Annotated in this window: 23 protein-coding genes; 10 read left to right on the forward strand and 13 right to left on the reverse strand. The window is 48.9% G+C overall.

The genetic code is table 11. From position 1 onward, the window contains the following. Positions 1-3: 3 nt before the first annotated feature. Positions 4-483: an N-acetyltransferase family protein gene (locus AC0VYQ_RS01030; RefSeq protein ID WP_475404005.1), complete on the forward strand. Its 480-nt coding sequence runs from the start codon at positions 4-6 to the stop codon at positions 481-483. Between the two features lie 91 nt (positions 484-574). On the opposite strand, the gene AC0VYQ_RS01035 is transcribed toward AC0VYQ_RS01030, so the two are convergent. Together AC0VYQ_RS01035 and AC0VYQ_RS01040 are read right to left on the reverse strand one after the other, a co-directional pair. Then, positions 575-1,141, reverse strand: a complete 567-nt coding sequence (locus tag AC0VYQ_RS01035; protein ID WP_475404006.1) for a hypothetical protein — start codon at positions 1,139-1,141, stop codon at positions 575-577. A 46-nt stretch (positions 1,142-1,187) separates the two neighbouring features. Beyond that, entirely contained in the window at positions 1,188-1,793 is a 606-nt protein-coding gene (locus tag AC0VYQ_RS01040; protein ID WP_475404007.1) for a hypothetical protein, read from the reverse strand. A 123-nt stretch (positions 1,794-1,916) separates the two neighbouring features. On the opposite strand from AC0VYQ_RS01040, the gene AC0VYQ_RS01045 reads away from it, so the two are divergent. The 3 genes from AC0VYQ_RS01045 to AC0VYQ_RS01055 all read left to right on the forward strand — a co-directional run bounded on the left by AC0VYQ_RS01045 (position 1,917) and on the right by AC0VYQ_RS01055 (position 4,832). After that, positions 1,917-2,960, forward strand: a complete 1,044-nt coding sequence (locus tag AC0VYQ_RS01045) for a YcjF family protein (RefSeq protein WP_475404008.1) — start codon at positions 1,917-1,919, stop codon at positions 2,958-2,960. Positions 2,961-3,024: 64 nt separating this feature from the next. Then, a complete protein-coding gene (locus AC0VYQ_RS01050; RefSeq protein ID WP_475404009.1) occupies positions 3,025-3,660 on the forward strand; it encodes a peroxiredoxin-like family protein in 636 nt (211 codons plus the stop codon). 218 nt (positions 3,661-3,878) lie between these two features. Then, positions 3,879-4,832, forward strand: a complete 954-nt coding sequence (locus tag AC0VYQ_RS01055) for a type I phosphomannose isomerase catalytic subunit (RefSeq protein WP_475404010.1) — start codon at positions 3,879-3,881, stop codon at positions 4,830-4,832. Positions 4,833-4,898: 66 nt separating this feature from the next. Here AC0VYQ_RS01055 and AC0VYQ_RS01060 read toward each other — a convergent pair whose 3' ends face one another. Next, positions 4,899-6,233 carry a sugar phosphate nucleotidyltransferase gene (locus AC0VYQ_RS01060; RefSeq protein WP_475404011.1) on the reverse strand — a complete coding sequence of 445 codons (1,335 nt, stop codon included), beginning with the start codon at positions 6,231-6,233 and terminating at the stop codon, positions 4,899-4,901. A 40-nt stretch (positions 6,234-6,273) separates the two neighbouring features. On the opposite strand from AC0VYQ_RS01060, the gene AC0VYQ_RS01065 reads away from it, so the two are divergent. Further along, on the forward strand, positions 6,274-6,885 hold the full coding sequence (locus AC0VYQ_RS01065) for a response regulator (RefSeq protein WP_475404012.1): 612 nt from the start codon (positions 6,274-6,276) through the stop codon (positions 6,883-6,885). Here the strand turns inward: AC0VYQ_RS01065 and AC0VYQ_RS01070 are convergent. From AC0VYQ_RS01070 to AC0VYQ_RS01080, 3 genes are read right to left on the reverse strand one after another with little or no spacing between them, the layout of a single operon-like run. Beyond that, positions 6,869-7,735 (reverse strand): glycosyltransferase family 2 protein, encoded by an 867-nt coding sequence (locus tag AC0VYQ_RS01070; protein WP_475404013.1) that lies wholly within the window; start codon positions 7,733-7,735, stop codon positions 6,869-6,871. The two genes, AC0VYQ_RS01065 and AC0VYQ_RS01070, sit on opposite strands and share 17 nt — an antisense overlap. After that, positions 7,732-8,871 (reverse strand): glycosyltransferase family 4 protein, encoded by a 1,140-nt coding sequence (locus tag AC0VYQ_RS01075; RefSeq protein WP_475404014.1) that lies wholly within the window; start codon positions 8,869-8,871, stop codon positions 7,732-7,734. The genes AC0VYQ_RS01070 and AC0VYQ_RS01075 overlap by 4 nt, the downstream gene beginning before the upstream one ends. Beyond that, positions 8,868-10,061 carry an oligosaccharide flippase family protein gene (locus AC0VYQ_RS01080; RefSeq protein ID WP_475404015.1) on the reverse strand — a complete coding sequence of 398 codons (1,194 nt, stop codon included), beginning with the start codon at positions 10,059-10,061 and terminating at the stop codon, positions 8,868-8,870. The genes AC0VYQ_RS01075 and AC0VYQ_RS01080 overlap by 4 nt, the downstream gene beginning before the upstream one ends. A 53-nt stretch (positions 10,062-10,114) precedes the next feature. Between AC0VYQ_RS01080 and AC0VYQ_RS01085 the strand changes: the two genes are divergently transcribed. Continuing rightward, positions 10,115-11,269 carry a glycosyltransferase gene (locus AC0VYQ_RS01085; RefSeq protein ID WP_475404016.1) on the forward strand — a complete coding sequence of 385 codons (1,155 nt, stop codon included), beginning with the start codon at positions 10,115-10,117 and terminating at the stop codon, positions 11,267-11,269. A 56-nt stretch (positions 11,270-11,325) separates the two neighbouring features. On the opposite strand, the gene AC0VYQ_RS01090 is transcribed toward AC0VYQ_RS01085, so the two are convergent. Together AC0VYQ_RS01090 and AC0VYQ_RS01095 are read right to left on the reverse strand one after the other, a co-directional pair. Then, a complete protein-coding gene (locus tag AC0VYQ_RS01090) occupies positions 11,326-15,777 on the reverse strand; it encodes an MFS transporter (RefSeq protein ID WP_475404017.1) in 4,452 nt (1,483 codons plus the stop codon). Positions 15,778-15,913: 136 nt separating this feature from the next. Next, a complete protein-coding gene (locus tag AC0VYQ_RS01095) occupies positions 15,914-17,437 on the reverse strand; it encodes a methyl-accepting chemotaxis protein (protein ID WP_475404018.1) in 1,524 nt (507 codons plus the stop codon). A 208-nt stretch (positions 17,438-17,645) separates the two neighbouring features. Between AC0VYQ_RS01095 and ypfJ the strand changes: the two genes are divergently transcribed. Continuing rightward, positions 17,646-18,491 carry a KPN_02809 family neutral zinc metallopeptidase gene (gene ypfJ, locus AC0VYQ_RS01100; RefSeq protein ID WP_214767639.1) on the forward strand — a complete coding sequence of 282 codons (846 nt, stop codon included), beginning with the start codon at positions 17,646-17,648 and terminating at the stop codon, positions 18,489-18,491. A 488-nt stretch (positions 18,492-18,979) separates the two neighbouring features. Here ypfJ and AC0VYQ_RS01105 read toward each other — a convergent pair whose 3' ends face one another. Beyond that, complete coding sequence (locus AC0VYQ_RS01105; protein WP_475404019.1) at positions 18,980-19,363, reverse strand: nuclear transport factor 2 family protein; 384 nt, start codon at positions 19,361-19,363, stop codon at positions 18,980-18,982. A 14-nt stretch (positions 19,364-19,377) separates the two neighbouring features. Beyond that, positions 19,378-19,860 carry an Rrf2 family transcriptional regulator gene (locus AC0VYQ_RS01110; RefSeq protein ID WP_088836043.1) on the reverse strand — a complete coding sequence of 161 codons (483 nt, stop codon included), beginning with the start codon at positions 19,858-19,860 and terminating at the stop codon, positions 19,378-19,380. Between the two features lie 211 nt (positions 19,861-20,071). Between AC0VYQ_RS01110 and cydD the strand changes: the two genes are divergently transcribed. Together cydD and cydC are read left to right on the forward strand one after the other, a co-directional pair. Further along, positions 20,072-21,802 carry a thiol reductant ABC exporter subunit CydD gene (gene cydD, locus AC0VYQ_RS01115; RefSeq protein WP_475404020.1) on the forward strand — a complete coding sequence of 577 codons (1,731 nt, stop codon included), beginning with the start codon at positions 20,072-20,074 and terminating at the stop codon, positions 21,800-21,802. Further along, positions 21,799-23,514: a thiol reductant ABC exporter subunit CydC gene (cydC, locus tag AC0VYQ_RS01120; RefSeq protein WP_475404021.1), complete on the forward strand. Its 1,716-nt coding sequence runs from the start codon at positions 21,799-21,801 to the stop codon at positions 23,512-23,514. The genes cydD and cydC overlap by 4 nt, the downstream gene beginning before the upstream one ends. Before the next feature lie 59 nt (positions 23,515-23,573). Here the strand turns inward: cydC and AC0VYQ_RS01125 are convergent, their stop codons facing one another. Continuing rightward, entirely contained in the window at positions 23,574-24,077 is a 504-nt protein-coding gene (locus tag AC0VYQ_RS01125; RefSeq protein WP_088836046.1) for a hypothetical protein, read from the reverse strand. 150 nt (positions 24,078-24,227) lie between these two features. Between AC0VYQ_RS01125 and AC0VYQ_RS01130 the strand changes: the two genes are divergently transcribed. Continuing rightward, positions 24,228-24,875: a cyclase gene (locus AC0VYQ_RS01130; RefSeq protein ID WP_475404022.1), complete on the forward strand. Its 648-nt coding sequence runs from the start codon at positions 24,228-24,230 to the stop codon at positions 24,873-24,875. A 260-nt stretch (positions 24,876-25,135) separates the two neighbouring features. Here AC0VYQ_RS01130 and kynB read toward each other — a convergent pair whose 3' ends face one another. Both kynB and kynA read right to left on the reverse strand, forming a co-directional pair. Next, entirely contained in the window at positions 25,136-25,759 is a 624-nt protein-coding gene (gene kynB, locus AC0VYQ_RS01135) for an arylformamidase (RefSeq protein ID WP_475404023.1), read from the reverse strand. A 13-nt stretch (positions 25,760-25,772) separates the two neighbouring features. After that, positions 25,773-26,612: a tryptophan 2,3-dioxygenase gene (gene kynA, locus AC0VYQ_RS01140; RefSeq protein WP_088836049.1), complete on the reverse strand. Its 840-nt coding sequence runs from the start codon at positions 26,610-26,612 to the stop codon at positions 25,773-25,775. Between the last annotated feature and the right edge of the window lies 1 nt (position 26,613).

The raw sequence follows: 26,613 nt of genomic DNA on the forward strand, positions 1-26,613 counted from the left end.
GTTATGAATCTACGAGCGATGACCGCAGCAGATTATCCGGAAGTCAGTCGGATTTACCAACAGGGGATCGAGACGCAGAATGCGACGTTCCGAACGGAAGTACCGTCGTTTGACTACTGGGATGCCCATCACCATCGCCATAGCCGGATTGTTGCAGAAGAAGCGGGACGGCTCCTCGGTTGGGTCGCCATCAGTCCGTTTTCGTCGATTCCGGCCTATGCCGGTGTTGCCGAAGTCAGTTTGTATATCGATGAAGACGCACGGGGAAAAGGAGTCGGGGCGGTATTGATGCGGGCGGTCATTACGTCGAGTGAAGCAGCAGGCATCTGGACGCTGCACTCGCAAATCTTTCCGGAAAACACCGCCAGCCTCAAACTCCATCAACGGTTCGGTTTCCGTGAAGTCGGTCGTCGGGAACGGATTGGACAGTTGGCTGGTGTCTGGCGGGATACCGTGTTACTCGAGCGAAGAAGTGAAATTTAAAAAACGGGGCTGACGCAAAAGTCGATTTCTACGCAACTAAGGGTGGCAGATATTAAGTCTGCCACCCTTAGTCTCGTTCAAATGGAGTCACTTATGATTCAAGTGGAGATAACACGAGTGCAAAAACCCGCTCGTCTTTCTTTACATCGATGTCCTGAGGACCGTGAATATCAATGGACGAACTCGTCTTGATTTCACTGCCAGTGTTCGTGGACAAGCGACGAAGCGTCAATACATCGTAATCGCTGATGGTGAATGTGTCTCCTTGAGCTTGCATGCTAAGGGCAACCGGTTTTTGTTTTAATGCTTCGTTAGCACGCATGATTCCACCTTCAAAGCTCGCTCCAAAACGAATGTATTTTGCGGTGGAAGATTGCGTAATACGGAGCGTTGTATCATAGTCATCCGGAGAGATTTCCATTGAAAAAAGTGTCCGCTCCTTGTGATTCGGTAAAAATTCAACCCATCTTAGCAAATAAGCCTTACCCAGTTTACCATCCAAATGAAAAGCGGCGATGTCTTGATCATTGATTTCTGCAAAGGCTTCTTCACCGGCTTTTATTCCAATTGGTGTCACAGTCAGGCGATCGTTTTCAGGTGAGAGACAGCCACTCAGTAATAGAGTGGCGAATAAGCAAGCAATGCCAAATTTTTTCATGCAGGAACACATCATTTCTTAAGAAGATTGTAGGAACGTCATATTTTTACTTTTGATTTGATAATACGATTCCGAAAATCCGCTCTCCTTTTTTGAGTGGCACGTCAGCGGGACCTGTGACCTCATTTAAATTAAATCCGCGCATTTCCTCATTTTTCGACAGATGGTAGACCATCAAAAGATTATAAGGGGTCGCCGTAGCCGTTTTTGAGCGGAAGTCGGCACCGCGAACGATGTAATCGTCGAGATGCGTAAACGTGTCGTCACCGAAGAGTACCGTCTCACCGACATCAATCCCGAATTGAATCAGGTCGTCCGAGAACGACTGGGAAAACCGGATCGTGGTATCGTACTTTTTCGGTTCAAGTTCCATCGAGAAGAGTACATGTTCTTGTTTGTTCGGGAGGTATTCGACACCCTTTAGCCAGTGGGTCGTCTTTACTGTTCCTTTTAACTGAACGGCACCAATCTGTTGGTTGGCAAGTGCCGCGAATTTTTCTTCTCCTTCTGTGACGGACAGGGGAGCGAGGGTGAATGTAGAAGCAGCCTGGGTGACAGGTGCTTTTTTCGTGGCGGATTCGATTTGATCGTGGTTTTGGCTACACCCCGTCAAGATAAGAGCGGCAAGTGGTATGTACATCCAGTTTTTCATAGAAAAAGCCCCTTCCTTCGCTTGTTGGAAACATTATCCATCATCAAGCTTATCGTTTTCCTTGGATGATTTCAATGAAGAACGGGAAAAGACTGACAGCACATATTTTCAGGAGGGGTAACGATGGATGATTTTTTCGGTGAGGGACTTGAGACCAATGAACAGAAACGGAAGTCAAAGCTTGAGGAAGTATTTGACCAATCGTTTGAAGCAGAACGGCGCGACTTTAACCAGTCGCTCAATCAAGAAGTGACCGTCGCCCTGATTGGCGACGTTAATGCCGGTAAATCGTCGACACTCAATGCAATCCTCGGACGTGATGTTGCGACAGTCGGAGCGCAACCGGGTGAAACGACACGCATCGATCAAATCCGGCAGCACCCGGAAGATAAAGTCATCTTCGTCGATACGCCGGGACTCAATGACGCGAACAGCTTAAATTCGGATACGACATGGCAATTTTACGAGAGTGCTGACGTCATTTTGTATTTCTTGAATGCAGCGGGGACCGTTTTATCGGAGACAGAAACAAAAAACTTCAATAAGATTTATGCCCATAATAAAAACATCATCATCGTCGTGACGAAGATTGATGCAACGAACGACTTAGAGACCGTCACCCGGCACATCGAATCAAAATTACCGGGACCGACGCTTGTCCCTGTATCAGCGAAGGACGGGACGAACATCGACCGGCTGCGGCGTGAGGTCCTCGACATCCTAAAAAAGTTCGACAAGGATAATCTGTTTGTCCGCGAAATCGATCCTTCGTTACGGGGGAAAATCGCTAACAACTGGATTGTCGGGGCCGGGACGGCGGCTGGTGCAATCGGAGCGGTCCCGTTCCCGGGCGCGGACATCATTCCGTTGACATCGATTCAAATCGGTTTGATGCTGAAGCTGTCGAACTTATATGAACGGAACTTATCGAAAGAAAGTGCGAAAGAGTTACTTGTTGTGACAATCGTCGGCAATTCAGGAAAAACGGCTTTTCGCCAACTGGCGAAGATGGTGCCCGGGTACGGGGCTGTATTCGGAGCGGGTATCGCCTCGACGGCGACACTCGCACTTGGTTACGGAACAAAATATGCGTACGAGAACAAACTCGAACTGACACCGGAAAGTCTGATAGGATTTGTGAAACGATTCCGAAAAAAATCGGAGTGAGCAAAATTTCAGTCTTTTGTCAGACACCCTGTTATGCTATGAAAAACAACAGGGAGGGATTGTCATGTCTACATTATTAGAAGAAATTCAAGCGTATCAAGAACAGTTCCGTCAAAAAGCACCGGCTGAAAAGCAGAAGCTGATGACGCAAGCAACAGAAGAACTCGCAGCATCAAACGGAGCAAAAGGATTAGCTGTCGGTGACGAGGCGCCGCGCTTTACGTTACCGAACGCGGCAGGGACATCCGTCGCTTTAGCAGATTTACTTGAACAAGGTCCCGTCATCGTCACGTTCTATCGTGGCGGCTGGTGCCCGTACTGTAACTTAGAGCTCCGTGCGTACCAACGTGAACTGGCGAAGATTCAGGAAAAAGGAGCGACACTCGTCGCAATCAGTCCTGAGACACCGGATCATTCACTCTCGACACAAGAAAAAAATGACTTAGAGTTCGCCGTCCTCAGTGACGTCGACAATGTCGTCGCTAGTCAATTTGATCTCGTCTTCGAGATGCCGGACTATTTGGTTGAAGTGTACAAAGAATCAGGGCTGGACGTCGCCGGACATAACGGAAATGAAGACTGGCAGCTACCGAAACCAGCAACGTTCATCATTCAGCCGTCAGGTGAAATTTCGTTTGCTGACGTTCCGTCTGACTACACGCAACGCGTTGATCCGTTAACGATCATCTCAAAACTGTAAATTGCTTAGGAGAAAGCGTCACGCTATCTCTTTTATGATCGAGCACCGTCCTCACCCCTGTGGTGAGGGCGGTTTTGTCTTTCCTGTCAAAATAACGAGTAGTATTGCAAGGTGCTTTTTTGTTGTAAATTGTATATAAATGGGTATAGAAAGGTAACGAATTGAAGAAATGGAGGTGCAGCGTCTCTCCTTTCCTTATAGAAGAGTTCGCTACTAGGATGTATAAATTAGAACCGGTATTCAAAGAACGGATTTGGGGTGGTCGTCGTCTCGAGGAGTTGTTTCAATACGATTTACCAGTCGGTAAAATCGGAGAATGCTGGGCTGTTTCCGCACATCCTAGTGGTTTGACACGTCTATTGGAAGGGCCGAATCGCGGACAAACGCTTGATGTATTATGGGCAGTGCAACGGCTTGATTTATTTGGCTCCTATGCACTTGATTCGTTTCCCTTACATGTGAAGTTACTTGATTCTTCATCCTACTTATCGATTCAAGTTCATCCGAATGACGAAGAGGCACGGCGTCTCGAAGGGGAGCCTTACGGAAAGAGTGAGTGCTGGTATGTTCTTGAAGCAGACGAAGGGGCGGAAGTCATCCTCGGTCATACGTTGACGTGTCCGGAAGAACTGAAGCAGTGTGCGCAAACGAAAGACTGGGACAACTGTTTACGTCACATTCCCGTTAAACGAGGTGACTTTCTTTATATCCCGAGCGGAACGATTCATGCGCTCGGACCGGGCATTGTCTTACTCGAAATTCAACAGATGAGTGACCGGACGTATCGCTTATACGATTACGATCGGTTGGACGAGCAGGGGAATCCACGAGAATTGCATCTCGAAAAAGCGCTCGCCGTCACGACGATTCCGGACGAACCGGTCGTCTTTGAGCCGATTGAAGAAGTCTTGCCTTCCGGAATCAAGACGACGCTGCTTGAAGCTTTACCTTTTACCGTTGTTCGCCATGAAGTGACGGGACCAGGCTATCTGCTTGAAAATCATGACGTGTTTCGTCTTCTTTCAGTTGTTACGGGAGAAGGGGTCGTCCGTCAGCATGAGACGAGTCGGACAATCAAAAAAGGCGAACATTTTTTTATTCCGCGAGCGAGCGGAGACTACTCAATCACGGGAGAGGTCGAGTTCGTGACAAGCGAAGTGTTTCCCCGTTAGGACAGACAAAAGCGTGTAGACATCTCAAGGAAAGATGTCTACACGTAATAGAAGTAAAAAAAGAGGTTATCCTTTGGAGCGTAACGAAATCGGAAGGGGATAGTTGTCTTCTTCCGTCCAATCGACAGAGTATTTCACTTCAATCATGATTAAATCATCAATCGTCTTTAATGTGTGGGGAACACCTTGCGGAATGTGGACGACGGCTGGAGCCTCAAGGAGTTGGCGTTCACCATCGATGATGGCTTCTGCTTTTCCTTTAAGGATGCTCCAAGTCGAGTCGGTATGCTCATGATAATGGTGACTAATCTTTTGATCTGCTTTAATGTGCAAACGGCGTGTAACGGCATAACGTCCATCGTCGAGGAGTTGTTGATGCAAAATCGTCGCATATCCCCAGCGTTTCCATTCGAATTGAGGTGGCAAGTTTTGGTCGACAAGATATTCCTTAAGATGGGGAGTCTCTTCTTTAGAAGAAACGAGCACACCATCCGGACTGACGGATACGATTAAGTCTTTTAAACCGATTCCGAGTACAGGGACTTGCAGTTCATTGACGATATGCGTATTCGTCGACTTCAAAAGCCGTGCATTCCCGTGAAGGACGCTTGGCATTTCTTCCGTTAATGTATTCCATGTCCCGAGATCCTTCCAGTACCCATCATAGCGACGAACATAAATTGATTCTGTTTTTTCGACGACCGCATAGTCGAATGAAGTTTTTTCGAGTGAATCGTATGCAACGAGCAAATCACGATAGCCGGTCGGGACGTCTTGCGCAGTCAATTGCTTCATGAGAAAACTGAGTTGGCATGCGAAGACCCCGCAGTTCCAAAGGGCACCTTCTTGAATCAATTGTTCCGCGACAGCGGTCGTCGGTTTTTCTTGAAACTTTTTAACGCGTGCCATGGGATCAGCATTTTCTGGAATGATGTACCCGTACTTCGGTGTCGGGTGCAGCGGTTCAACGCCCATTAAATGTAGGGCATCCGGGTGTGCGTGGACAGCTTCATCGAGTAGGGTGAACGTTTCGAAGAAGGACGTATCGACATACGGGTCAACGGGCATGATGACGATTGTTTCCGTCGGATCGACGATTTCAGCCAAATAGCTGGTCGCGAGCATGATCGCGGGGAAGGTATCGCGACGAGATGGTTCGCAGATGACGGCGACATCCTGACCGAGTTGATGTTCGATCGCATCGAGTTGCGCTTCCGTTGTCGTGATGACGGTGCGTTCCGACAAGCCGGCTTCTTGCAGTTGGAGAAATACACGTTCCATCATCGATTGTTTTTGTCCATGACGATCTTCTAAGATACGTAAAAATTGTTTTGAACTTAAGTCATTCGAGAGCGGCCAGAGTCGTTTTCCTGACCCACCAGATAATAAGAGAATATACATTGTAATCCATCCTTTCACTAAAAAAATGGGGGTATTATAGATGGCACTTTATTTATTGGTAGATTCACATGAACCGACTCGGAAAATTTTGCAACGGAAATTAGTAGAAGATCAGCAACGTGTGATTGAGGCTGTATCGGCAGAACAAGCACTTGAATTAATGGAACGCCACGATATCGATGTCATCATCACGGAACTGCGATTACCAGAAATGGACGGGGTCGAACTCCTGAGTCAGGTGACGAAACAGCATCCGCTCATTCGACAAGTCGTCTTAACCGATTATGTCCAAATTCATACCTTACTCGCCGCCGTCAATTCTGGGAACATTAGTCGGTTGATGACAAAACCATTAAAGGTCGATGCGACGATTTTACGGATTTTAGAAAAGATTGGTGAAGAAGTCGTCGAATTGAAATCCCGTAAATTGATCATCTCGAGAGCCTTTAATGAAGTATTGCTGAACTCGAATCGTCCCTATTGCCTATTCTTTGAAGATGGGACGATTATCGGTCAGCGTGAGCTAACTCCGGAAGATAAAAATGCACCGAGCGATGAAACAAGCGGAATCCGGCGGTTTGAGTTTCCGACCCAATTCGGAACGTTCATCCTTTACCAATCGACTGCAGCGACGGTCAAGAAACCCGTTTGAAAAGAAGCGAACTGACACCAATCAAGCTGAGACGAAGATACATGTAGATGACACCGGCCGTCAATTTAGGGTGACTGGCGTATTTCCTGATGTTTGCCGGATGGTAAAGGACGGGACGGAAGAAGTACCACCGTTGAAGTGCTTTCAGGAAACCCCCTTCTTCACTTGCCAGCGTCGTCGGCATGACGTCAAAATAATAGCGCTTTTTCTTCAACAGGTCGGCGAGCTCGACCTGTTTTTCATTGTGGCGGACGAACGTAAACGTGGCGCGTCGAATTTCACCGCCTTGTTCGAGGTAGCGAATCGTCGGTTGTGTTTCTTCGAAGCTGATTTGACCCGGGTCGATTTCACCTGACTTTACATACGCGTCGAGCCGCCAAAACCGAGCGGCTTCAATCGAATTCGAATCCAGTCGGTCGTTTGGTACGTTAAAGAGGTTACGTTCGAAGACTTTGACTTGACTGAAGTAATTGGAATACTCGCTATAGGCCTGTTCCGGAATAACGAGGGCACCGATGGAAGGATGCGCCTCAAGGTAGAGCAGACAACTTTTTAACAAATCATCAGCCAACACCATATCGGAGTCGATGACGTAGAGATAAGCGACACCGAGTTCTTTTAATCGATCAATCGCCGTCTTGCGGGCAATCCCACGCTCACCGTGGGGCAGTGCGATGATCTCGAACCGTTCATCGCCGGCAGTCATCTGGCGCATCAAAGCGACCGTTCCATCTGTCGAGCCGTCATCGGCGATGACACACCGGAATGCTGCTTGTTGGAGCTTGAGTGAAGTGATTGTTTCATGGATGATGGCTTCATTTTCATACGTCGACATGGCAATTCCAATCATTCATATCCCTCCTTGAATTGTGATGGGACGAGTACGCCTTCGAGCCATTCCCGAAAATGCTGTCCCGTATTATCCCAGTGGAGCGTCTTTGCGAAACGATGGGCAGCGTAGCGAATCGTGTCGTATTGTTCGCGATCCTTTATGCATGAGCGCATTTCGACGGCTAAAGCACCTGGTGTCTGGTACGTTGCCATATATCCTGCTAATCCATATTGGACGGCGTCCCGTAAACCAGGGGCGTCATAGACGATTGTTGGTGTCCCGACCGCTGCCGCCTCACTGACGGTCAATCCCCAGCCTTCACGTTTCGATGGGAACAGTAAAGCAGTCGCGCGACTCATCCGTTCAAGTTTTTCTTCCGCACTGACAAAACCGAAGTAGGTGATATCTTGGCGCATCTCTTCTGGGACGAGAGGATTCAGTTCGCTTTCAATATAGTCCTCATCCTTTTTACCAATCACCCAAAAGCGTGCTTCGGGAAATTCTTGTTTGAGTGTCACGAATGCTTTAATCGCATCGTTGATTCCTTTATAGGCGGACATCCGTCCGACATAGAGGAAAGTCGGCTGTGCTTCTTTGGCTTGCCATTGTTCTTCCGGCCAAGGGATGAAATCGAGACCTTCCGGTAAAATCGTGACACGTTCTGGTACGAATCCGATATCGATTAAATCGTCAGCGGTCGACTTACTGACAGTCAACGCCAAATCGTTCCGGTAGAGACGGAGGCGGGGCGTCTCCGTCTGTTGCCCTAACCAGGCGTACGGTTGTTTGACGTTGATCTTCCAAATTTCACGTGTCAGTTGATGAATGAAGAGGACTCGTTTTGTTCGTGGTACATAAAGCGGAGTGAAAAATTGATGGGTATTGACTTGATCGACGACAAGGTCAATCGTCGCGGCATGCGTCTGGTAATAGCTACAGGCGTAAGCGATGACGGTCGCGAGTGTCCCGCGCCGGATGTATGTGATACCGTCGAGAAATTCGACGTCATGTCCACCTTCGAAGCGAGGGGAAATGTGGGTGATGCGGTAATCTTCAGCGACACGCTTTAACATTTCATGAGTGAACACTTCGGCACCACCTGCTTTTGGATGCTTGATGTCACGCCAAGATAAAAATAAGAGATGTGGTTTCATGCGTCATGTCCTCCTGGAGTCGTAGTAGGTACGCGATATCTTCTGAGGATGAAGCGTAAGAAGATGGCACTTGTGAGAAAAACGACGACTTGAGCCGTCAACCAAATTTCAATCGTTTGTCGAAAGAGCAGAAGCGCGAGAATGAGTAACACTAACGTTCCCCAGTACCATTTCAAGTAACTCGTCCGGTGTAAGGAAAACTGTACGAGTGCTTCATACTGAATTAGAGTGATACCGCTGTAGATGAGTGCCATGTATTTTACGTACTGACCGGATTGTTCGTATCCCGCTCCGAATAGGATGGGGATGATGTACGGGATGGCGGTGAAATAGAATAAAACAGAACAACTGAGTCCAATCAGGATTCCGATGTAAAGTTTACGCTCCCAAGCGACGAACGATTTGGACTGATTCAAACTACTGAGACGTGGTAAAAGTAACTGAGAAAGTGAAAGGGCGACGAATAACAGCAATTGACCGAAGCGAAGCGCGACGGAATAATCTCCTGCGAGTGTCGGGAAAAAACGAGTAACGAGCAGACTGTCGAGTGTGAAGAACAACGTCATGACGACTTGTGTATGAATCATATGAGTCAGACCATGCCAGCGCATCGTACCCGCGCTTTTAGGAAATGGAACTTGAACTAAACTAATCAAGTAGGCCATCAGCATGCCGATCAAGATAAAAACGAGTGCGAGTGTGACATCTGTATAACGAAGGAATAGCCAAGTGGCAGCCACTTTGACGACCGACTCGACGTAATAGGAAAGGTTCAACGCATAAAAGCGTTCTTCTGCTTGAAGAATCCCTCGTCGGAACGAGAGTAAGATATGGATTAAGATTGTAAATGCGATTAGAAGAAGGTTTATTTTGGTAAAAGGTAGAATGAATGGTAATACGTACATTAAGATAAGTAAAATGAATCCCGTGTAAAGCAGTAGCCGAAAACGTAAGTGACGGTACTGGTTATCCAGGCGCTGACTTAAATCCCGTGTGACCGTCCACTGCAAAGCGCTACCGATGATCAGCAACAGCCCGAGTAAGGCAAGATAGGCATTCAGTAGTCCATAATCGACGCTCGATAATTCACGAGCAAGTAATAAGTGGTAGGCGTAGTTGACGACATTCAGCAATACGTCAAGAAATGGAAAAATGAAAATGATCGCATGTCGATTCAAAAAGCTTGTCAAGGTATACTCCCTCCAATCCATCGATTTGAGTGAAACGGAAAGGATGAAAACGCATGAGTCAAGGGCATATCGTAGTCTTTACTGACCAAGAACGACACATTCCTTACGAAGCATTAATCTCCTACTATCCCGTACTACTTTACACACAGCCCGTTAAGAGTCCTGCTTCATTTGAACAAATCGCATTAACGGAAGTCAACACGGCGGAAGCGGAACATGATGTTAAATTGTATATCGTCGACTACGTCGCTCAACCTGACCAAATTAGAATCGTCAATTTGATCCGTCAACGACGCCCCCGCGCGAAGGTATTATTGATTGAAGAAGTCGTCCGCGCAAAAGGTGATTTTCCATTCCAGGACATCCATGGGGACGGTGTGTTTCGTATCTTTTCCTACCGACCCTCGTATCCAAATGAGCTATTTGCAGAAGTGCAACACTTGATTCATCCGGAATATCCCATTTTAAAAGACACTATAGCCTTTATATTACCAATATTTAACGAAGAGAAACGTTTTGGGCACGTCAAACAATTTTTGGAGAACCTGGCAGAACTCGTCAGTGAAGATTACATCCATGCCTCCATCAACTTTTTTGACGATGCCTCGTCCGACCGCTCACAAGATTTATTGCATGATTACCGGGCGATCGTCATGGATGCGACGGATACATTGTTTACCGTCGGTTATCTCGAAGTCCATCAAGTGGAGCATAATACGCGTAAGGCAGGTTTGTTCATCGAAGGGATGCAAAATATTTCGAGTGATTATTATGTGTTCGTCGATGCCGATAATTCGTTTCAGACGGAGGACATCGCACGATTGCTGACGGTCGCTCAGGAAGATTATTATGATATCGTCATCGGGACGAAGGATTTGACGATTGAAGACCGGGGAATGGTCCGCAGGCTGATGAGTTTTGCCAAACGAAATTTGACGCGTGCATTTTTACCAAAAGGTGTGACGGATTCGCAGACGGGTCTCAAAATCATTAACCGCCGCATCATTCATCGGATCTTACCGTACCTTCACGTCGAGAGTGGTCTAGCGATTGATCTCGAGCTGATGTATGCGGCGAAAAAAGAGAACCTACGCGTCTTTCAACAACCCGTGACGTGTATCGAACGGGAAGGGTCTCATGTCAATATCGTGAAAGATTCAGTCGCCTTTTTAAAGACGATGGCACAACTTTATAAACGCCACCGTTAACAAATACCCGCTTGGACTCTAATCACTGTGAGTCCGAGCGGGTATTTGCGTCTAGTCTATTTTTTTCTGAAGCGTCGTCTAGCTGCGAAGCGTTCACGAAGTCGTGTCCGGAACGGCTCGAACCGTTGTCCGGTCATCAATCCAATCAGTAATAGACTGAGCGGGAAGGCTAGAGCGAGTAATCCGAGTCCGGCATAATAGATCGGGCGTAAGACGACGGTGACGGCAGCCTGTTGTTGCGTCGAACGATAGAGTTGGGTGACACCGTTCAGGGCGATGTTTCCTCGCATCGGAGTGTCGCCATCTTGTAGTTCAAAGAGTGGAGTCGGCGAGTCGTTGACAGTAAAGCGACCGAGCGTCTGCTGACTCGTGATTTGTCGACGCATCAACGACTTGACGACGTCAAGCGTCTCCGGAGCAGCTGTTGCGAACAAGGGTGTATCTGTCTGTTCAGAAAGCATGAATTGATCGACGAGAATCAATTTTTCGTACGGCAAAAATTCAAGGTTTTTAAGCTTCAGTTTTCCTGCCGTCTTTTCATTTCCACGAGTCCAAATGTGCAGTTGCATCCGGACAGCCTCTTTTGGTGGGATGAGAATTTGTTCATAGTGATTCCAGCGACTTTTCTTGTCTTCTTCGACCTCGTTGATGAAATCGGTCCCGATGACACGATCGTCTTCATCAAGGTAATAGACTTTCAGATGACGCTGGCGGACATTTTGACTGACGGCATCAAATTGCAGCAAGTACTCATGGTTCGGTTTCGCCTCGACCTTTTGCGATGCGTAGATGTACCAATCACAGGAACAGGTCGGGTCGTAGTCAATCGTGTAGATACCATCCTGTTCGCGATCTCTGAACATGTCCTCTGTGATCGAGACACAGCTCGCACAGTTGGCGGCGGCTTCCGGTTCAGCGAGTGGTTTATCCGTAACGATTTCATTCGGGTCGAACTTATGCAGGTCGTCCATCGTGACGAGAGAAGGGACGGCACTTTCGTAATCGAGTTCTATCTCGTAGCGCCCGCTTGCGAGTGGGATGTCCGAAAGCGTAATTTGATGAAGTGTTTGATAAACATCAGATAACGCTTCGAGTTGGTACGGGAAATCACGATAAAGCGGATCGAATGTCACCGTATGTTGACCAATCTTCTCTTTTCGGATGTCTGTCTCCTTGAAGTCTTTCGCACTCAGGGTTTGGCGATACACTTCATCGGTACCGTCACGAATCAAGACCGTCAGGCGTCCTTTCGTGTTCGTCGGTCGCGTCGCCTTTAGTTTGATGTCGTACGTGCCGTCTTCTCGAATATCAATCGCACGTTTCAATGTGCCGCGTTGAGCAGCGACGCCTTTCCCGAAACTGAGGCCTGGATAGTTTCGCTCAGATTGTAAGTGTCCCGTGTAATCAAACGATGTTTCGGCTTCAAGGACCATCATCGTTTTCGTAATGGCGAGCTTTTCTTCGAGTTGATCTTTTAAGTCAGTTAGTTCTGGTTTTGGAATCAAGACGATATTTTGGATGGCATTGAATCCGACCGTATTCGTGACGCGTAACGTCGAACTGGTACTATCTGCGACAAGGTTTCCGAGCGGGACCCAAACGAGCTTGGCACCGGCCGTCTGCTTTGTATTAATTGGAATGTTTTGCCCGTTGAACTCAAAATCGAGCTGTCCGCCATTTTGATTCAGGAGGACGCGTGCATAGCCTGCGTAGCGCCCGCGGACCGTCTCTTTTGTCATCTCAATCGTATTCGGGACCATATAGTCTTCGAAACTGAAAATCTTGATGTCGTGGATCCACCAATACGTTTTACGTTCCGGACGCTGGAAACTCAGTAAATCGATCCGCATCGTCGTCGCATCTTTCGGAGTGACGAACTCCCCTTGCAAGTGAATCGCATCGACGTCACCCGAGTCACGCGGGGCGACGACATAGGTTTGATTCAACTCACGATCCTTTGCGTCATAGAAGCGGACCTTGACGTGCAGGCGATCGACCCCGCGACCGGAAGCCGTGATATCGAACCGGTACGCATTGTTCGGTAACGCTTGTAACTTACCGGACTTCGCGACCTGCCAAATGTATTTCGGGTCACCTTCAGCGACCTCTGCTCGTAAGACAGGTAAGTTATTTTCTTTTGAAATCGGGTTCGGTGATAAGTCGACGACGTCAGGATTATCGGCTTTAAAAAACGTTTCGTCTTCGAGCATTGAATTGAACGAGGCGATCTGCTTCGTCTTTAGTTGATCAAGTTTATAGACAGGTACGTCAATCTTAGCTGAGGCGAACGATAAACCGATTCCATCACCAAAGTCGAGATCGAACGCTGGATTTGTAATACCTTGCGTGCGCAAGTACCAGCGCCAATCACTGTTCGCTAAAAATGTTTTTCCCCAGTTCAAAAACGAATTGGCCGAATCGATTGCGTCGAACGGTTTCCAAAAATATGCATCCGGGACTTGGCTCAGCAAAAGATCGTTTTCTTCAGCCATCTCGATGATGTCATCTTGTTTCAGCCACGATAGTCCATCTTGATGGGCTTGTGTCGCAAATAAAATCGACTGTGCACCAAGCGAGTAGTCATCGAGTGTCGAGTAGGTGACGGACCGTTCGAGTCCGTACGGTGTCAAAATCAACTGTGGGACGGTTCGTGTCCCGAGTGGTTCGATTAAATCGAATAAAGTAAACAACCCGACTTGTTTCGTCGCTAAAAGATCGTGTTGTGTTGCCAAGATTTCTTTGTTGAAGGCTTGGCGTTCAGCCATCCCGGAGTATTCCGTCCGATAAGCGAACTGATTCAGACCAAAGGCCTTAGCGATTTGTCCTGCCTGGTCGGATCGTCCTGTGTCGAGTAAATATTGCATGAACGTCATCATATAGCCGACGGTCGGGGAGGCACCTTCGTGATGGAAGACGGTATCGGTCTGCGAACCATATACTTGAACGTCGCCTGTCGCCTTGACCTCTCCGTCAGGATTCGGGTTTTTGTTCCACGTTGGCGTCGCGACACCTGTACCTGGTTGTGTCATTTCGTCAGCAATCGGAAACTGGAGCCACTTTCCGTCAATCAGTTCTTGAACAGCAGAATATTCTTGTGGCATCTTCACAGGATGATAAAAGCCTTCCATATAGACCGCGCGATACGGGAGAAAGAATAGACTGAGCGCAATGACAGTAATGCCGATTGCGAACGTCCGGTAAAGCGCAAGTGGCAAGGTTTTTGATGGACGATTAAAAATCGTCGCGAGACTAGAGGCAAGCAAAAGGCTATAGCTGACCATCAGCAACCCGACGAGCTTGTTCGGGTCACGGAACATCGCACCGATGAGTGGCGTTTTCGTGACGAATAAAACAAAAAAGTCTGCGACCTGCTCATGTGTCCCGGTCGCAAAGACGATTAACGGAATGCTAAGTCCAGTGAAGAACAGTAAGATTGGTTGCCGATAGGAGACGAGCGCCCCGAGCAGAACGAGCAATAAAATAATACCGCCGCCAAGCCAAAAGCTGATCGGTAACGTCGTTAAGTCGAACATCGGCCACCAATAGCTCGTCAAATAGAGAACGTTTGACCAGGAGGAGTGGCGACTGAACAACATCAAGGTATCAGATACGTTGATATTGTGTTGCGATGCTTGTGAACCTGTCAAAATTGAGCCGACGTACATTAAGAACCAATAGGAATTAAACAACAGGAAAATCATCGAAAAAGCGAGTGTGGATCGGACATAGAAACCGATTAACGGTTTGAGAATTCCTTCTCTTCGATGCGCCCAATACGTCTTTAAAAAAATCAGTCCGACCATGATGCCCATGTAAATCAATGAAAAGAAAAAGTAATGAATGCCAGCCGCCATAAAAGCAAACACGACGGCTAGTCCGACGATGTCAATCCAGGTCCGCCGCGACAGACGATCTGACAAAGTGAACTTCGGATTCAATTGTTCACGAAACTTTGGGTCGAAAATGTTGAAGAATAACAGTAAGGCGAGTGGGAAAACCGAATAGCCACATAATAGGTAGATGTGTTGAATCCGGGTGATGACCCAAGGGTTCAAGGCGTAAAAGAGTGCGGCGATACCGAATGCAACGAGCGATAAGAAAGAAAAATGAGGTGAGACGTAGACGGAGTGCAGTCGTTTCGTGAAAGCGAACATCGATACAGCGGAAACGATTAAGAGTCCAAAAATGAATGATTTAATCAAAATCGGTCCCGAAGCACCGAACAGTAAACTTAACAGGTAAAACGGAAAAATATAGATGAGACGAGCGACGTTCAGCAACGTCGTCGTACTCCAACGATTGTTCCAGGCACCGAAGATTTCCTCTAAATAACGATTGGAGGATAAACCAAACGACAAATCACTAAAGACGACCATCCCTGGTTGGAAGAGGGCAGCGCCATATAAGAAGATAACAAGTAGAACACTTGATAAAACGATGGCATCTTTCCAGTACGTCCGTCCGAATCGCTTCAAGGAATCCATCAGCTGTTTTCGTGAAGTCTGCATTCAAGAACTCCTCTCTTTAAAAAGGTCAGTCTTAGTTAGTTATTCGGGGTCCAGACAAGAGAATCCTAGAGTTTGTTCATTTAATTTTAATAAAAAAGCACATCAGGTTCCTCCGCCTATGGGAGGAACCTGACTGTTAGGATTCGACGTGGTTCGTCAGTTCATCAACGAGTTGTTCGAGCGAATCGGTCATTTGATTGAGTGAATCGGTCATCGTTTCAAATTCGTGTTGGACACCAGCCTGTTCTTCGAGTCCTGCAGCTGTCGATTCGATTCCACGACGCACTTCAAGTGAAGCGACACGTGTCGTATCCATGCGTTCACCGATTTCAAGCATTTGCGTACCGACACCTTGGCGTGCTGTTTGAATCGAGCGAATATGCTGTTCGACATCTTGAATCATTCCTGTAATATCAGCGAAGGTCTGACCGACACGTTTCGTCATCTGACGGTTTTCCGTCAACGTCTCGGCATACGCTCGGGCCGTTGCCTTGATTTGGTTTGTGTCTTCGACAAGAGCCTCTAACACTTCCGTCACTTCATTGGCATAGCTTCGTGACTGGACGGCGAGATGCCCGACTTCGGTCGCAACGACGGCGAAGCCGCGTCCCGCTTCACCGGCTCGCGCAGCTTCAATCGCTGCATTGAGTGCAAGTAAGTTCGTTTGCCCGGCAATTGCTTCAAGACTCGCGAGAATCGTCTGGATTTGATCGGAGCGTCCTGTCATCGTCTCGACGGAATCGTTTAAGCGGTTCGTCGCTTCGACCATTCCTTCGACCCGGCGTTCCATCGACTGCATCTCTTCATTTCCTTCACGTGCGGTGGCTGTCATGTGGACGGCTGTGTCTGCCGTCGTCGCCATCTGTGTTTGAATCGTCGCGATTGCTTGATTGACTTGCTGTAACTGATTCGTTCCATGTTGCATCGATTGATATTGACCGTCGGCAGAGTCGACAATCGGTTCGATGGCAGCAGCAATCTGATCTGTGACGACAACCGAGTTTGCAGCAGCTTGCTTCAAGTGTGTCGTATTCGTTTTTAAATGACCGACCAGTGCTTCGATTTGTTGACTGACGTTCGTGATTAGCGTGTTTGCTTCCGTTTCCCGTGCGTGCGCCGCGTGGCGTTCACGATTTTGAACGAATACTTGAATGATCAGGGCACTGCTCGTTAAAACTAAGAACACCGCATGAATCAGCAACAAACTAAACGGATACCCGGTCGTTCCGCACAGTAGCGTCGGTGCAAAAAAGAATCCGGCAAGATGCTGAATCGCAAATAACACCGTGCTGATTAAAATCAAGTCGATTCGCCGGAAATAGGCAATCAATGCCAGGACCATGAAAATCGAGAAGTGATATTCGACGAGACCCTCTCCACCGGCGATGATTGACATGCTTGCGAATGTCAGCGTCAGTGTCAAGAGGATGGCGACCTGTTTGCTTTGGGGATTAAGCCGGTACAGGATAACAACTGCAAAGAGAAAAAAGACAGGAATCAGCGCGACGACCGTTAACGTAGCGAGCGACGCGGCTGGTCCTTTTCCCTGTAAAAGGGAGTAGCCTTCTCCAAACGTTGTGAAGCGGTGGAGTCCATGGACGATTAAAGATAAAACGACGATAAGAGACGTGATGCCAAGCATGAGTTGATGACGTTTCATAAAATAAAGTTCCTCCGATTTCTAGTTAAAACTAAAACAAAGACAAAGTCCTGTTTTTGTAGGCGTATCAAGACTATCGGTTGCACGCATGTGTTTGTTGACTGGAAAAAAAGTTAGATGCACATCCATTATTTTTCTAAAAGAACGTGGCATGAATAAATGCCTGAACGGGTATATAAAAACATCGAAATTGGTAGGAGGAAGCCGCATGAAGTGGAAGGGAAGAGAACGAAGTTCAAACGTAGAAGACCGCCGGGGAATGGGTGGGAAAGGAATTGCTGGAATCGGAGGTGGACTTGGCATCATCATCTTGATCGTCGTGACGTTGATGGGTGGGAATCCTGCTGATTTGCTTGGGGATTTATCCGGTTCAGAAAGCGGGACGAACTCAGGCTATCAAGAAACAGCGAAAGAAAAAGAAGCCGCCGATTTTGTCTCGGTCGTGCTCGCCGATACGGAACGTGTCTGGACGAAGGAGTTTAAACAAGACGGGATGACATACAAAGAACCGACACTTGTCCTTTATACCGACCAAGTCAGTTCAGCGTGTGGGCAAGCCGGGAAATCGGTCGGTCCTTTTTATTGTCCGGGTGATCAGAAATTATACATTGATTTAAGTTTTTATGATGAATTACAAACTAAGTACGGGGCGCCTGGCGACTTTGCGATGGCTTACGTCATTGCCCACGAAGTCGGTCATCACGTCCAGACGTTACTCGGGACGTCAGATGAGATCATGCCGCTCCGTCAAAAGATGAGCGAAGAGAAATTCAATAAATACCTCGTCCGGTTCGAACTGCAGGCGGATTATTATGCCGGCGTGTGGGCACATCACGCGCAAGGGGAGAACTTGTTGGAAGAAGGCGACCTTGAAGAAGCGCTTGGTGCTGCAAATGCCGTCGGTGACGATACACTTCAGAAAAAAGGTCAAGGATACGTCGTGCCGGAAAGCTTTACGCACGGGACATCGAAACAACGGAAAAGCTGGTTCCAAAAAGGTTTTGATAACGGAACGATTGAAGGTGGCGACACGTTCGAAGCAGCAAACTTATAAGCGGATGACTTCAAAAAGAGACCGTTCCGAATGGGGGAACGGTCTTTTCAGTGGGTAGATAAACTCTTATGAAGCTTGAACATGTGATATTGAGAGGCAATCCGTTCGCGCTTCCTTGTCTCGCCTCGTCTTCAAAGCGGCAATCGGTCACGCCGCTACAGCAAAGCTGCAGGGTCGCGACCGATTGCTTTTCGCTTTAAAAGCGATTCGAGACGAATCGCGGCGCTCTAAACCGCCTGCACGTCCGGCTTTCCGTCACGGTATTACCTAAAAAGCGTCACGTTTCGTTGACTCCTACAGGAAAAGTGCGTTTTTAACGCGACTTGCCAGAGGCAGGCAAGACCCTGCTCATTGTCCGCTAGGATCCAAGGAGCAGCGGCTTGTGCCTCGCCTGAGGAAAGCAACGAAAAAAGACGCTTTATCTCCCGATAGCACGTTGTCTACAGTCTGAAGAGACCGTTCCGAGTGGAGAACGGTCTCTCTTTTTGTTAGTCGTTGTAATTGTTGAACATCTTCGCATCATCCGGCACATTGGCGAGGTAGACGATTTTACCGTCCGCATCAAGGCGGGCGATGTCCGTTCCCTCTTGCGTGAAGACCGTTCCATCAGCCCGTTTGCCGCAGACGGCCCAGCGTGTCTCGAATGTATCACCATCTGCTGACGGAAGCCAGGCTTCATACATGTGTTTGATGTCCTGGTTGGCAGTGAAGACCAGCCGGACGAAGTTTTTCCAGGCGTCGATCCCGTGTTGTTCCTGTCCATTCAGGACGAACGTGATGTCGTCCGAAAAGAGTGAAATGAGGTCACTAAAAGCCTGTTCATCAGTCCGGGAAGCGTCAAATAAGTCAAAGTAGCGGTCAAGTGTAGTCATGCGTAAGTCTCCTTTTAGTTGCGAATCATTTGTTGTTCAATCAAGGCTTGCAATGTCGTTAAGTGGTCAGGGGGACAGTTCCGGTCGATTTCCTGTCGGAGCGACCCGATCGTTTCACGTTTTAAGGTCGATTGCCAAGCGTCTTCCGCTTCCGTCATCAAGTTCGATAAGAGGCGGACATTCTGTTCTTTGATGCCCATCAAGTCCTCAAAGACACCACTTGAAGCATAAAGGGATTGTTTTCCTTCGATGGCTTCGTAGACGTCAAAGATACGAATCCGATCGGAAGGTTGATTCAGTCGGAAACCGCCTTTGACCCCCGGGACAGACAAGAGGAGGTCGGCACTGACGAGTTTACGTAATAGTTTTTGAAAGTACGTCGGTGACGCGCCGAGCTGCTGACTGATGAACTCACCGGGTAAAAGTCCTTTCTCCGGCAAAAAGGTCAGTAACAGCATCGCGTAGACGGATTGTTCGACTCCGGTTTTCATTTGCATGGTAATTCGCCCTTTCTGTATAACGTGGATAACTATTGTCTATAATAGTGGACGTTAGCAATTTTGTCGAGTAAAACGCTTCTCACAAAACCGTCACACCTTTGGAGCGGCATTCTCATGGCAACTAAACGAAGGATTCGGTATACTGAATGTACGATATGTGAAAATATTCACTAAAAGTCGTTCACAATTTGTGAAGGGGCGTTTTTATATGAATCCACTTAAAGGAATCATCTCGATTCCACGTACGATCATGTTGCAATTGATGCTGGCGGCTGTCCTGATGGGGATTGCGGTCATCGGTCAATCGTACTTGATCGTCATCATCGTCGACCGCATTTTTCTCCAAGGGGACGCCTTTGCGGCAATTGTTCCGCTACTCGGTATCTTACTGCTCATGCTGATGTTACGGGTCGCTGTTACCTACTGGAACGGGCGGCTCGGGACGGTCCTCGCAGCGCGTGTCAAACAAGACATACGCCAGGCGCTCGTCGCGAAGTATACGACGAGTTCCGTCGAAGTGATGTCGCAAGGTCAGTCGGGACAAAAGGTCAGTGTATTGCTTGACGCAGTCGATGAGATGGACAGCTATTACAGCCAATACTTGCCGAAAGTCATCCAGACGTCGATCGTTCCCTTGATGGTGCTGATCGCAGCATTCAGTTATGACTGGATTACGGGACTCGTCATGATGATCACGGCACCATTCATTCCACTGTTCTACATCGTCATCGGAATCATGACACAAAAACGTGCCGATACACAGCTCGAGAAGATGACGGCGTTCTCCGGAACCTTCCTCGATACGCTGCAAGGCATCACGACGTTAAAGTTGTTTGGTCGCGCGAAAGCACAGCAGGACGTCATCGAACGGAGCAGTCTCGACTTCCGCGATGCGACCTTGACCGTTCTGAAGCTTGCCTTCTTGTCGTCGTTGATGCTTGAGTTCATCTCGATGCTCAGCATGGGGATGATTGCCCTTGAGGTCAGTCTCCGGTTGATTCTCTTCCAAAGCATCACCTTTGTTCCAGCCTTCTTGATGCTCGTGCTTGCACCGGAGTATTATTTGGCCTTAAAAGAGATGGGGGCTGCGTTCCATACCGGACGGGGCAGTGTTGCGGCGGCGAAACAGATTGCGTCTGAACTGACGCAAGACGACCGGGGCGTAACGTTCGGAACGGTTGAATTAAAGTCCGCGACACCACCGCGGATTGAATTAAAAAACGTGGACTTTACGTATCAGGATGAGCGGTTTGCACTGACCGACGTCACGCTGCGCATCGAACCGTACCAAAAAGTCGCCTTGATCGGACGAAGTGGTGCCGGGAAGTCGACCGTCCTGCAGTTACTCGCGGGACTGGCCGATCCAAAGAACGGCGAAGTGCTCCTGAATGGTCAGCCACGCGCACAAATCACGGAAACGAGCTGGTTTGAACAGCTCAGCTATATCTCGCAGCATCCTTACCTGTATGCGGGGACACTCGCCGACAACATCGCCATTGGTGAATTACGGGAGGCGACGCGGACAGACATCGAGCGTGCGGCAGCTGCCGCAGGACTCGGGGAACTGATTGCGAGTTTACCGGACGGGCTCGACACCGGAATCGGTGAAGGGGGGCGCGGTCTATCGGGTGGCGAAAAACAACGGGTCGCACTCGCCCGTGCCTTCTTAAAACGACCGAACGTCATCCTGTTCGATGAACCGACGACGGGACTCGACGTCAAGACGGAACACCTGTTACAGCAGGCAATCCAGGAACTCGGACGGACGGCGACCGTCATCACGGTCGCACACCGTCTGCATACGATCGAACAGTCGGACAACATCGTCATTTTAGAGGCCGGCCGGATCGTCGACCAAGGCACACATGAGGCGTTACTCGCACGGGATTCGGAATACGCACGGATGCGTGCCGTCCAACGAGGGGAGGAAACACGATGAAGGAATTGATGGGTATTTTTCGATTGATGCTGCACCAGAAACGGGATATCGTCCTCTCGATTGTCTTTGGTGTTCTTGCCGGCGTCACGGCGGTGGGTCTGTTTGCAGCAAGCGGCTTCCTGATTTCGAAGGCGGCACTGTTGCCACCGATTCAAACACTCGCTGTACTGATTGCCTTGCAAAAAATATCAAGCCTGACGCGTGCCGTCAGTCGGTATGCGGAGCGTTATTACTCGCACCGGGCAACGTTTACGATTTTGAGTGATTTACGGACGACGTTTTACAAACGGCTCGAACCGCTTGCGCCGGGCATCTTCGCGAAGTACCGGAGCGGTGACTTACTCGCGCGAATCGTCGGCGATGTCGAGAGTCTGCAGAACACGTTTTTACGTGTCGTCTATCCGCCGATCATTCTCGTCCTCGTCTTTCTGTGTACGATCTTTTTTGTCAGCTTCTTCTCACTGAGCGTCGCGCTCGTCCTCGTGTTCGGACTGTTATTGACGGGATTCATCATCCCGGGCTGGTTCGCTTACCGGGAACAGCGTTTCGCGCGGACCGTTCGCGCGCGGCGCGGGGAACTCTCGACGGAAGTGACAGAGTTGTTCCAAGGCTACCGTGACTTAAAAATCTATCAGCAACTCGCGAACAAAGAGACGGAACTGAACGAAGTCGCAGCCCGCTATGTTGCAGAAGAACGGCGAAACGGACTGCATGCCGTCTCGAACCTGGCGCTCAATACACTGGTGACGTTAGTCATCTCATGGCTCGTCCTCGGACTGGGCGCTTACCTCGTCGCGGATGGTCAACTCGATGGTGTGTTCCTTGCGTTGCTCGTCATGACATCACTGACGGTATTCGAAAATGCGGCACCGATGGCGATTTTACCCGGCTTCTTCGAAGATAGCCGCCATGCTGCACGGCGGCTCGATGACGTCGTAACGGACGAAGTCATGCCGACATATCCTCCGTTTGAACTGGACGCTGCCCCGATGCTTACGGCAACGGACGTCACGTTTTCATTTCCGGGTGAAGTCCGGCCCGTCCTCCGTGACGTCAGCGTGACGTTCCCCCGTGGATCGAAGACGGCGATCGTCGGCGCGAGTGGCTCCGGAAAATCGACCTTGCTTCAACTGTTGCTCCGAATGTATCCAGTAGACGGAATCACGATTGCTGGTGTCCGTGGAGAAGAAATCGATCCGGAAGCCTTGTGGCGACAAACGAATGTCGTTCTGCAACAGAATCATTTCTTTTACGGAACGATTCGTGAAAACTTGCAGCTCGCACATGAAGAAGCGACGGATGAAGCGATGGAATTGGCGTTGCGGCAGGTTGATTTGACGTTTAGTCTGGCTGACAAGGTGCTCGAGAAAGGAGAAAATCTATCGGGAGGCGAAAAACAACGCCTCGCGATTGCCCGGATTTTCTTACGCGAAGCACCGCTTTACTTGCTGGATGAACCGACATCGTCCGTCGATGCCTTGACGGAACAAATGATTTTACGTCAACTGTTCGCACGTGCGACAGACGCAACCGTGCTACTCGTCAGCCATCGTCTCGCAGGCCTTGAACAGATGGATCAAATCGTCGTCATGGAACAGGGACAAGTCATGGAAGTCGGAACATATGATGAGTTGATGAACCGACAAGGTGCCTTCTACGCATTAAAACAAGTCGAACAATCCGTCTTTACGCCGGATCAAATCGCACGTTAAACAAACAGGATCCACTTGTGCCACGAACGGCGCCAGCGGATCCTGTTTTTTCGTGTGGTTTAACGGGGTACGTTGAGCCACCAGTGATGGAGGAGCAGGAACGAGCTACTGACGAGGAGGATGGCACAAGTGAAGATGAAAAAAGTCGTACTATTGAAAGTCTGATCATTCATGTGGATGTCGAAGACGGATGTGATCGAGCGAATGTATTCTAAATCACGTGTCGCTCCTTCGCGATGCATCAAATGATCAATCAAGTCAGCCCGGTACGTCCGGTAGTGATGGATTTGATAGATTGAACCGAACAGCACGGAACTCCCGCTGAGCAGCAGCAAAATCGTCAATCCGGGTGGACGGACTTGAAGACGGTGCAGGAAACGGATGACGGAACGGACGCTGGTGACGAATAAGAAGATTAACAGCATTGCCAATAAAATGGCCGGATTGCCGTTACCGGAACTGACTTCAGGTGAAACGGACATCGCATGACCGAAACCAAAAAGACCGGCTTCGACGCACAGGAGACCGACAGCAATCACCCCATCATTTCGTTTTGAATCCATTCTGCACCTCCAGAGGATATGTGATGGATTCAGTGTACAAAAGAATCGTCAGTGCCAGGTGACCGTTTTCTTACAGAATGGAAATGGAATTTTAATGGACCTTATGATGTATCGATGGTAAAGTAAGGAAAATTAAAAAGGGGGAGTTCAATGGATATCCGTCACGAAACAATCGCAGTCGGGGAGCAGCTGGTTTCATATACGCATTATTATTCCGAGTCATCACAGGTCTGTTTTTTGTTGTCAGGCGCAAGTTATGTCTACAACCATCCATACTTTTACTATAGTCGAATGATGTTGCTGAATCATGATGTCAATATCATTGAGATTCACTATATGTCAGACGACATCTATGCGTTGCCGGACGAGGAAGCGGACGACGAAATCCTACGCCGGATCGAGGCCGTCATCGTGAAAGTTTTACAAGAAAAAACCTATCTGACGCACCAGTTCATCGCGAAATCCCTTGGGACAGGTCCGCTCGTTACGTTAATGCAACGACCGGTTTTTTCGGAAGCGACAGTCATTTTACTGACGCCGCTTTTGACCGTACCTTTCATCGCGGAAGGGATTGTCGCAAGTCGGCAACGGGGATTACTCGTCATCGGTGATACGGACCGTTTTTATGAAACGTCGGCACTCGAACGGTGCCGGGCCAGTCACTTAACGGTTGAGCTGATTCCTGGAGCGAATCATTCGTTAGATATCGGTTTTCAAGTCGATCAGTCGCTTGCGACGGTTGCGCATGTGACGAAACGGATTGAAGAAACACTCTTTCCCGTGACGGTAATTCGTTGAACGGTGTTGTCTATCGTTTCTAGGCGAAGTGAGTGACTGACAAACGTGTCTTCCTTCTCGTGCTTTCCTCGGGCGAGGCGCAAGCCGTTGCTACCTGGTTCTAACGAACCAAGTAGCAGGGTCTTGCCTGCCTCTGACAGCGCAAAAATCGTGCGCTTTTCCCCGTAGGAGTCACGAAAAGTGAAACGTTTGTCCGAAAGTTACTTCATTACAGTCAAAAAAGAACGTCCTCGAAAAAACGAGAACGTTCTTTTTTCTGTTCAATACGGACGTAATAACGCACGGACCGGACTGCCGTCACCATCGACGAGCGGGAGCGGGACCGCGTTCAGGTGATAGTCCCCAGGTGCGATTTTATCGAGGACAAGTCCTTCTAAAATATGCACACCATGTGTCGCAAGTGCATGGTGGGCAGCCATCTCCTTACTATCGATCGCATCGACGGACGGAAGATCGAGACCAATCAGTTCGACGCCGAGAGTACCGAGTCGGTCGGCGAGACTGGGTGTCAGGACGGGAATCGACTCAGGAAAAACCGATTTATCGACCCAGCCGTCCGTCTTGATGATGAGACGGCGGACATCCGTCAAATCGAATCCGTCGAGGTCACTTGCGACGAGTTCCGTCCGACCGGGTAAGTAGATGACCCGTGCATGACCGATGTAAAGATCGGGGTCGAGTTCGATGACTTTTTTGCCTGCATCGTCAAAGTGGAACGGCGCATCGATATGTGTGCCCGTGTGTAAGCTCATCGTGACCTTACCGACGTTGACGGATCCGGTGTCAGCCTTACTCCAACTGATCGTATAGTCGAACTTCGTATCTCCCGGCCATGTCGTCACGGACGAAGACAGTGGTTGTGAAACATCAATCCAGCGGTTCATCAGGAATTCCCCCTCATAATTTTGTACGGACGGACCAGAGTTCCGGGAAGAAGCGGTGGTCAAGGACACGCCGGAGATAACTGACGCCGGACGAGCCGCCCGTACCCGGTTTTTGTCCGATGATCCGTTCGACCGTACTCATGTGATTGAAGCGCCACATTTGTTGTTGGCTGCCGATATCGAGTAACTTCTCACCGAGTTCGTACAGGTCCCAGTATTGTGCGACGTCACGGTAAATTTCACCCCAGGCTGCTTCGACACTGGCATCAGCTTCCCAGTCCTGTGTGACATCGCGCTCAAGGATAGCAGAATCAATCGCGAGACCGCGTCGTGCCATCGCGCGGACGGTCTCATCGTAGATGCTGGGCGTTTTTAAATCATTGTTCAGCTGAGCGAATAATTCTGTTTCATGTTCATAAACACGCAACATCTGCGCGTTTTTAAAGCCGAGTGCAAATTCGATTTGCCGGTTTTGATAGGACTGGAAACCGGACGAGTGCCCGAGCGAATCCCGGAACTCGAGGTACTCTGCCGGTGTCAACGTCGAGAGGACGGACCAGGACTGAATCAATTGTTGCTGAATCTTTGAGACACGGGCGAGCATCTTGAATGAACGTTCAAGCTGATCGTCCGCAATTGCCTTTGTCGCAGCCGTCATCTCATGCAAAATCAACTTCATCCAAAGCTCGCTTGTCTGGTGGATGATGATGAACAGCATTTCATCATGATGATCCGATAAGCGGTGTTGGCTGCTTAGTAGTGGATCAAGCTGTAAATAATCCCCGTACGACATGTCTTTCTTGAAATCCGTTTGAATCGTCGACTCGATTCCATTGTGACCGGTCTGTTCCATT

This window comes from Exiguobacterium sp. QJM3NY_9, from assembly GCF_056173545.1.

What these genes read in the sequence shown, in the direction of transcription:
- AC0VYQ_RS01050 (WP_475404009.1), top strand. Translation starts at nt 3,025, where the DNA reads ATGTCTACATTATTAGAAGAAATTCAAGCGTATCAAGAACAGTTCCGT.
- AC0VYQ_RS01125 (WP_088836046.1), bottom strand. Translation starts at nt 24,077, where the DNA reads ATGGATTCAAAACGAAATGATGGGGTGATTGCTGTCGGTCTCCTGTGC.
- cydC (WP_475404021.1), top strand. Translation starts at nt 21,799, where the DNA reads ATGAAGGAATTGATGGGTATTTTTCGATTGATGCTGCACCAGAAACGG.
- AC0VYQ_RS01070 (WP_475404013.1), bottom strand. Translation starts at nt 7,735, where the DNA reads ATGATTGGAATTGCCATGTCGACGTATGAAAATGAAGCCATCATCCAT.
- kynB (WP_475404023.1), bottom strand. Translation starts at nt 25,759, where the DNA reads ATGAACCGCTGGATTGATGTTTCACAACCACTGTCTTCGTCCGTGACG.
- AC0VYQ_RS01060 (WP_475404011.1), bottom strand. Translation starts at nt 6,233, where the DNA reads ATGTATATTCTCTTATTATCTGGTGGGTCAGGAAAACGACTCTGGCCG.
- AC0VYQ_RS01095 (WP_475404018.1), bottom strand. Translation starts at nt 17,437, where the DNA reads ATGAAACGTCATCAACTCATGCTTGGCATCACGTCTCTTATCGTCGTT.
- AC0VYQ_RS01035 (WP_475404006.1), bottom strand. Translation starts at nt 1,141, where the DNA reads ATGAAAAAATTTGGCATTGCTTGCTTATTCGCCACTCTATTACTGAGT.
- AC0VYQ_RS01105 (WP_475404019.1), bottom strand. Translation starts at nt 19,363, where the DNA reads ATGACTACACTTGACCGCTACTTTGACTTATTTGACGCTTCCCGGACT.
- cydD (WP_475404020.1), top strand. Translation starts at nt 20,072, where the DNA reads ATGAATCCACTTAAAGGAATCATCTCGATTCCACGTACGATCATGTTG.
- AC0VYQ_RS01045 (WP_475404008.1), top strand. Translation starts at nt 1,917, where the DNA reads ATGGATGATTTTTTCGGTGAGGGACTTGAGACCAATGAACAGAAACGG.
- ypfJ (WP_214767639.1), top strand. Translation starts at nt 17,646, where the DNA reads ATGAAGTGGAAGGGAAGAGAACGAAGTTCAAACGTAGAAGACCGCCGG.
- AC0VYQ_RS01130 (WP_475404022.1), top strand. Translation starts at nt 24,228, where the DNA reads ATGGATATCCGTCACGAAACAATCGCAGTCGGGGAGCAGCTGGTTTCA.
- AC0VYQ_RS01085 (WP_475404016.1), top strand. Translation starts at nt 10,115, where the DNA reads ATGAGTCAAGGGCATATCGTAGTCTTTACTGACCAAGAACGACACATT.
- AC0VYQ_RS01040 (WP_475404007.1), bottom strand. Translation starts at nt 1,793, where the DNA reads ATGAAAAACTGGATGTACATACCACTTGCCGCTCTTATCTTGACGGGG.
- AC0VYQ_RS01110 (WP_088836043.1), bottom strand. Translation starts at nt 19,860, where the DNA reads ATGCAAATGAAAACCGGAGTCGAACAATCCGTCTACGCGATGCTGTTA.
- AC0VYQ_RS01075 (WP_475404014.1), bottom strand. Translation starts at nt 8,871, where the DNA reads ATGAAACCACATCTCTTATTTTTATCTTGGCGTGACATCAAGCATCCA.
- AC0VYQ_RS01030 (WP_475404005.1), top strand. Translation starts at nt 4, where the DNA reads ATGAATCTACGAGCGATGACCGCAGCAGATTATCCGGAAGTCAGTCGG.
- AC0VYQ_RS01090 (WP_475404017.1), bottom strand. Translation starts at nt 15,777, where the DNA reads ATGCAGACTTCACGAAAACAGCTGATGGATTCCTTGAAGCGATTCGGA.
- AC0VYQ_RS01055 (WP_475404010.1), top strand. Translation starts at nt 3,879, where the DNA reads ATGTATAAATTAGAACCGGTATTCAAAGAACGGATTTGGGGTGGTCGT.
- AC0VYQ_RS01065 (WP_475404012.1), top strand. Translation starts at nt 6,274, where the DNA reads ATGGCACTTTATTTATTGGTAGATTCACATGAACCGACTCGGAAAATT.
- kynA (WP_088836049.1), bottom strand. Translation starts at nt 26,612, where the DNA reads ATGGAACAGACCGGTCACAATGGAATCGAGTCGACGATTCAAACGGAT.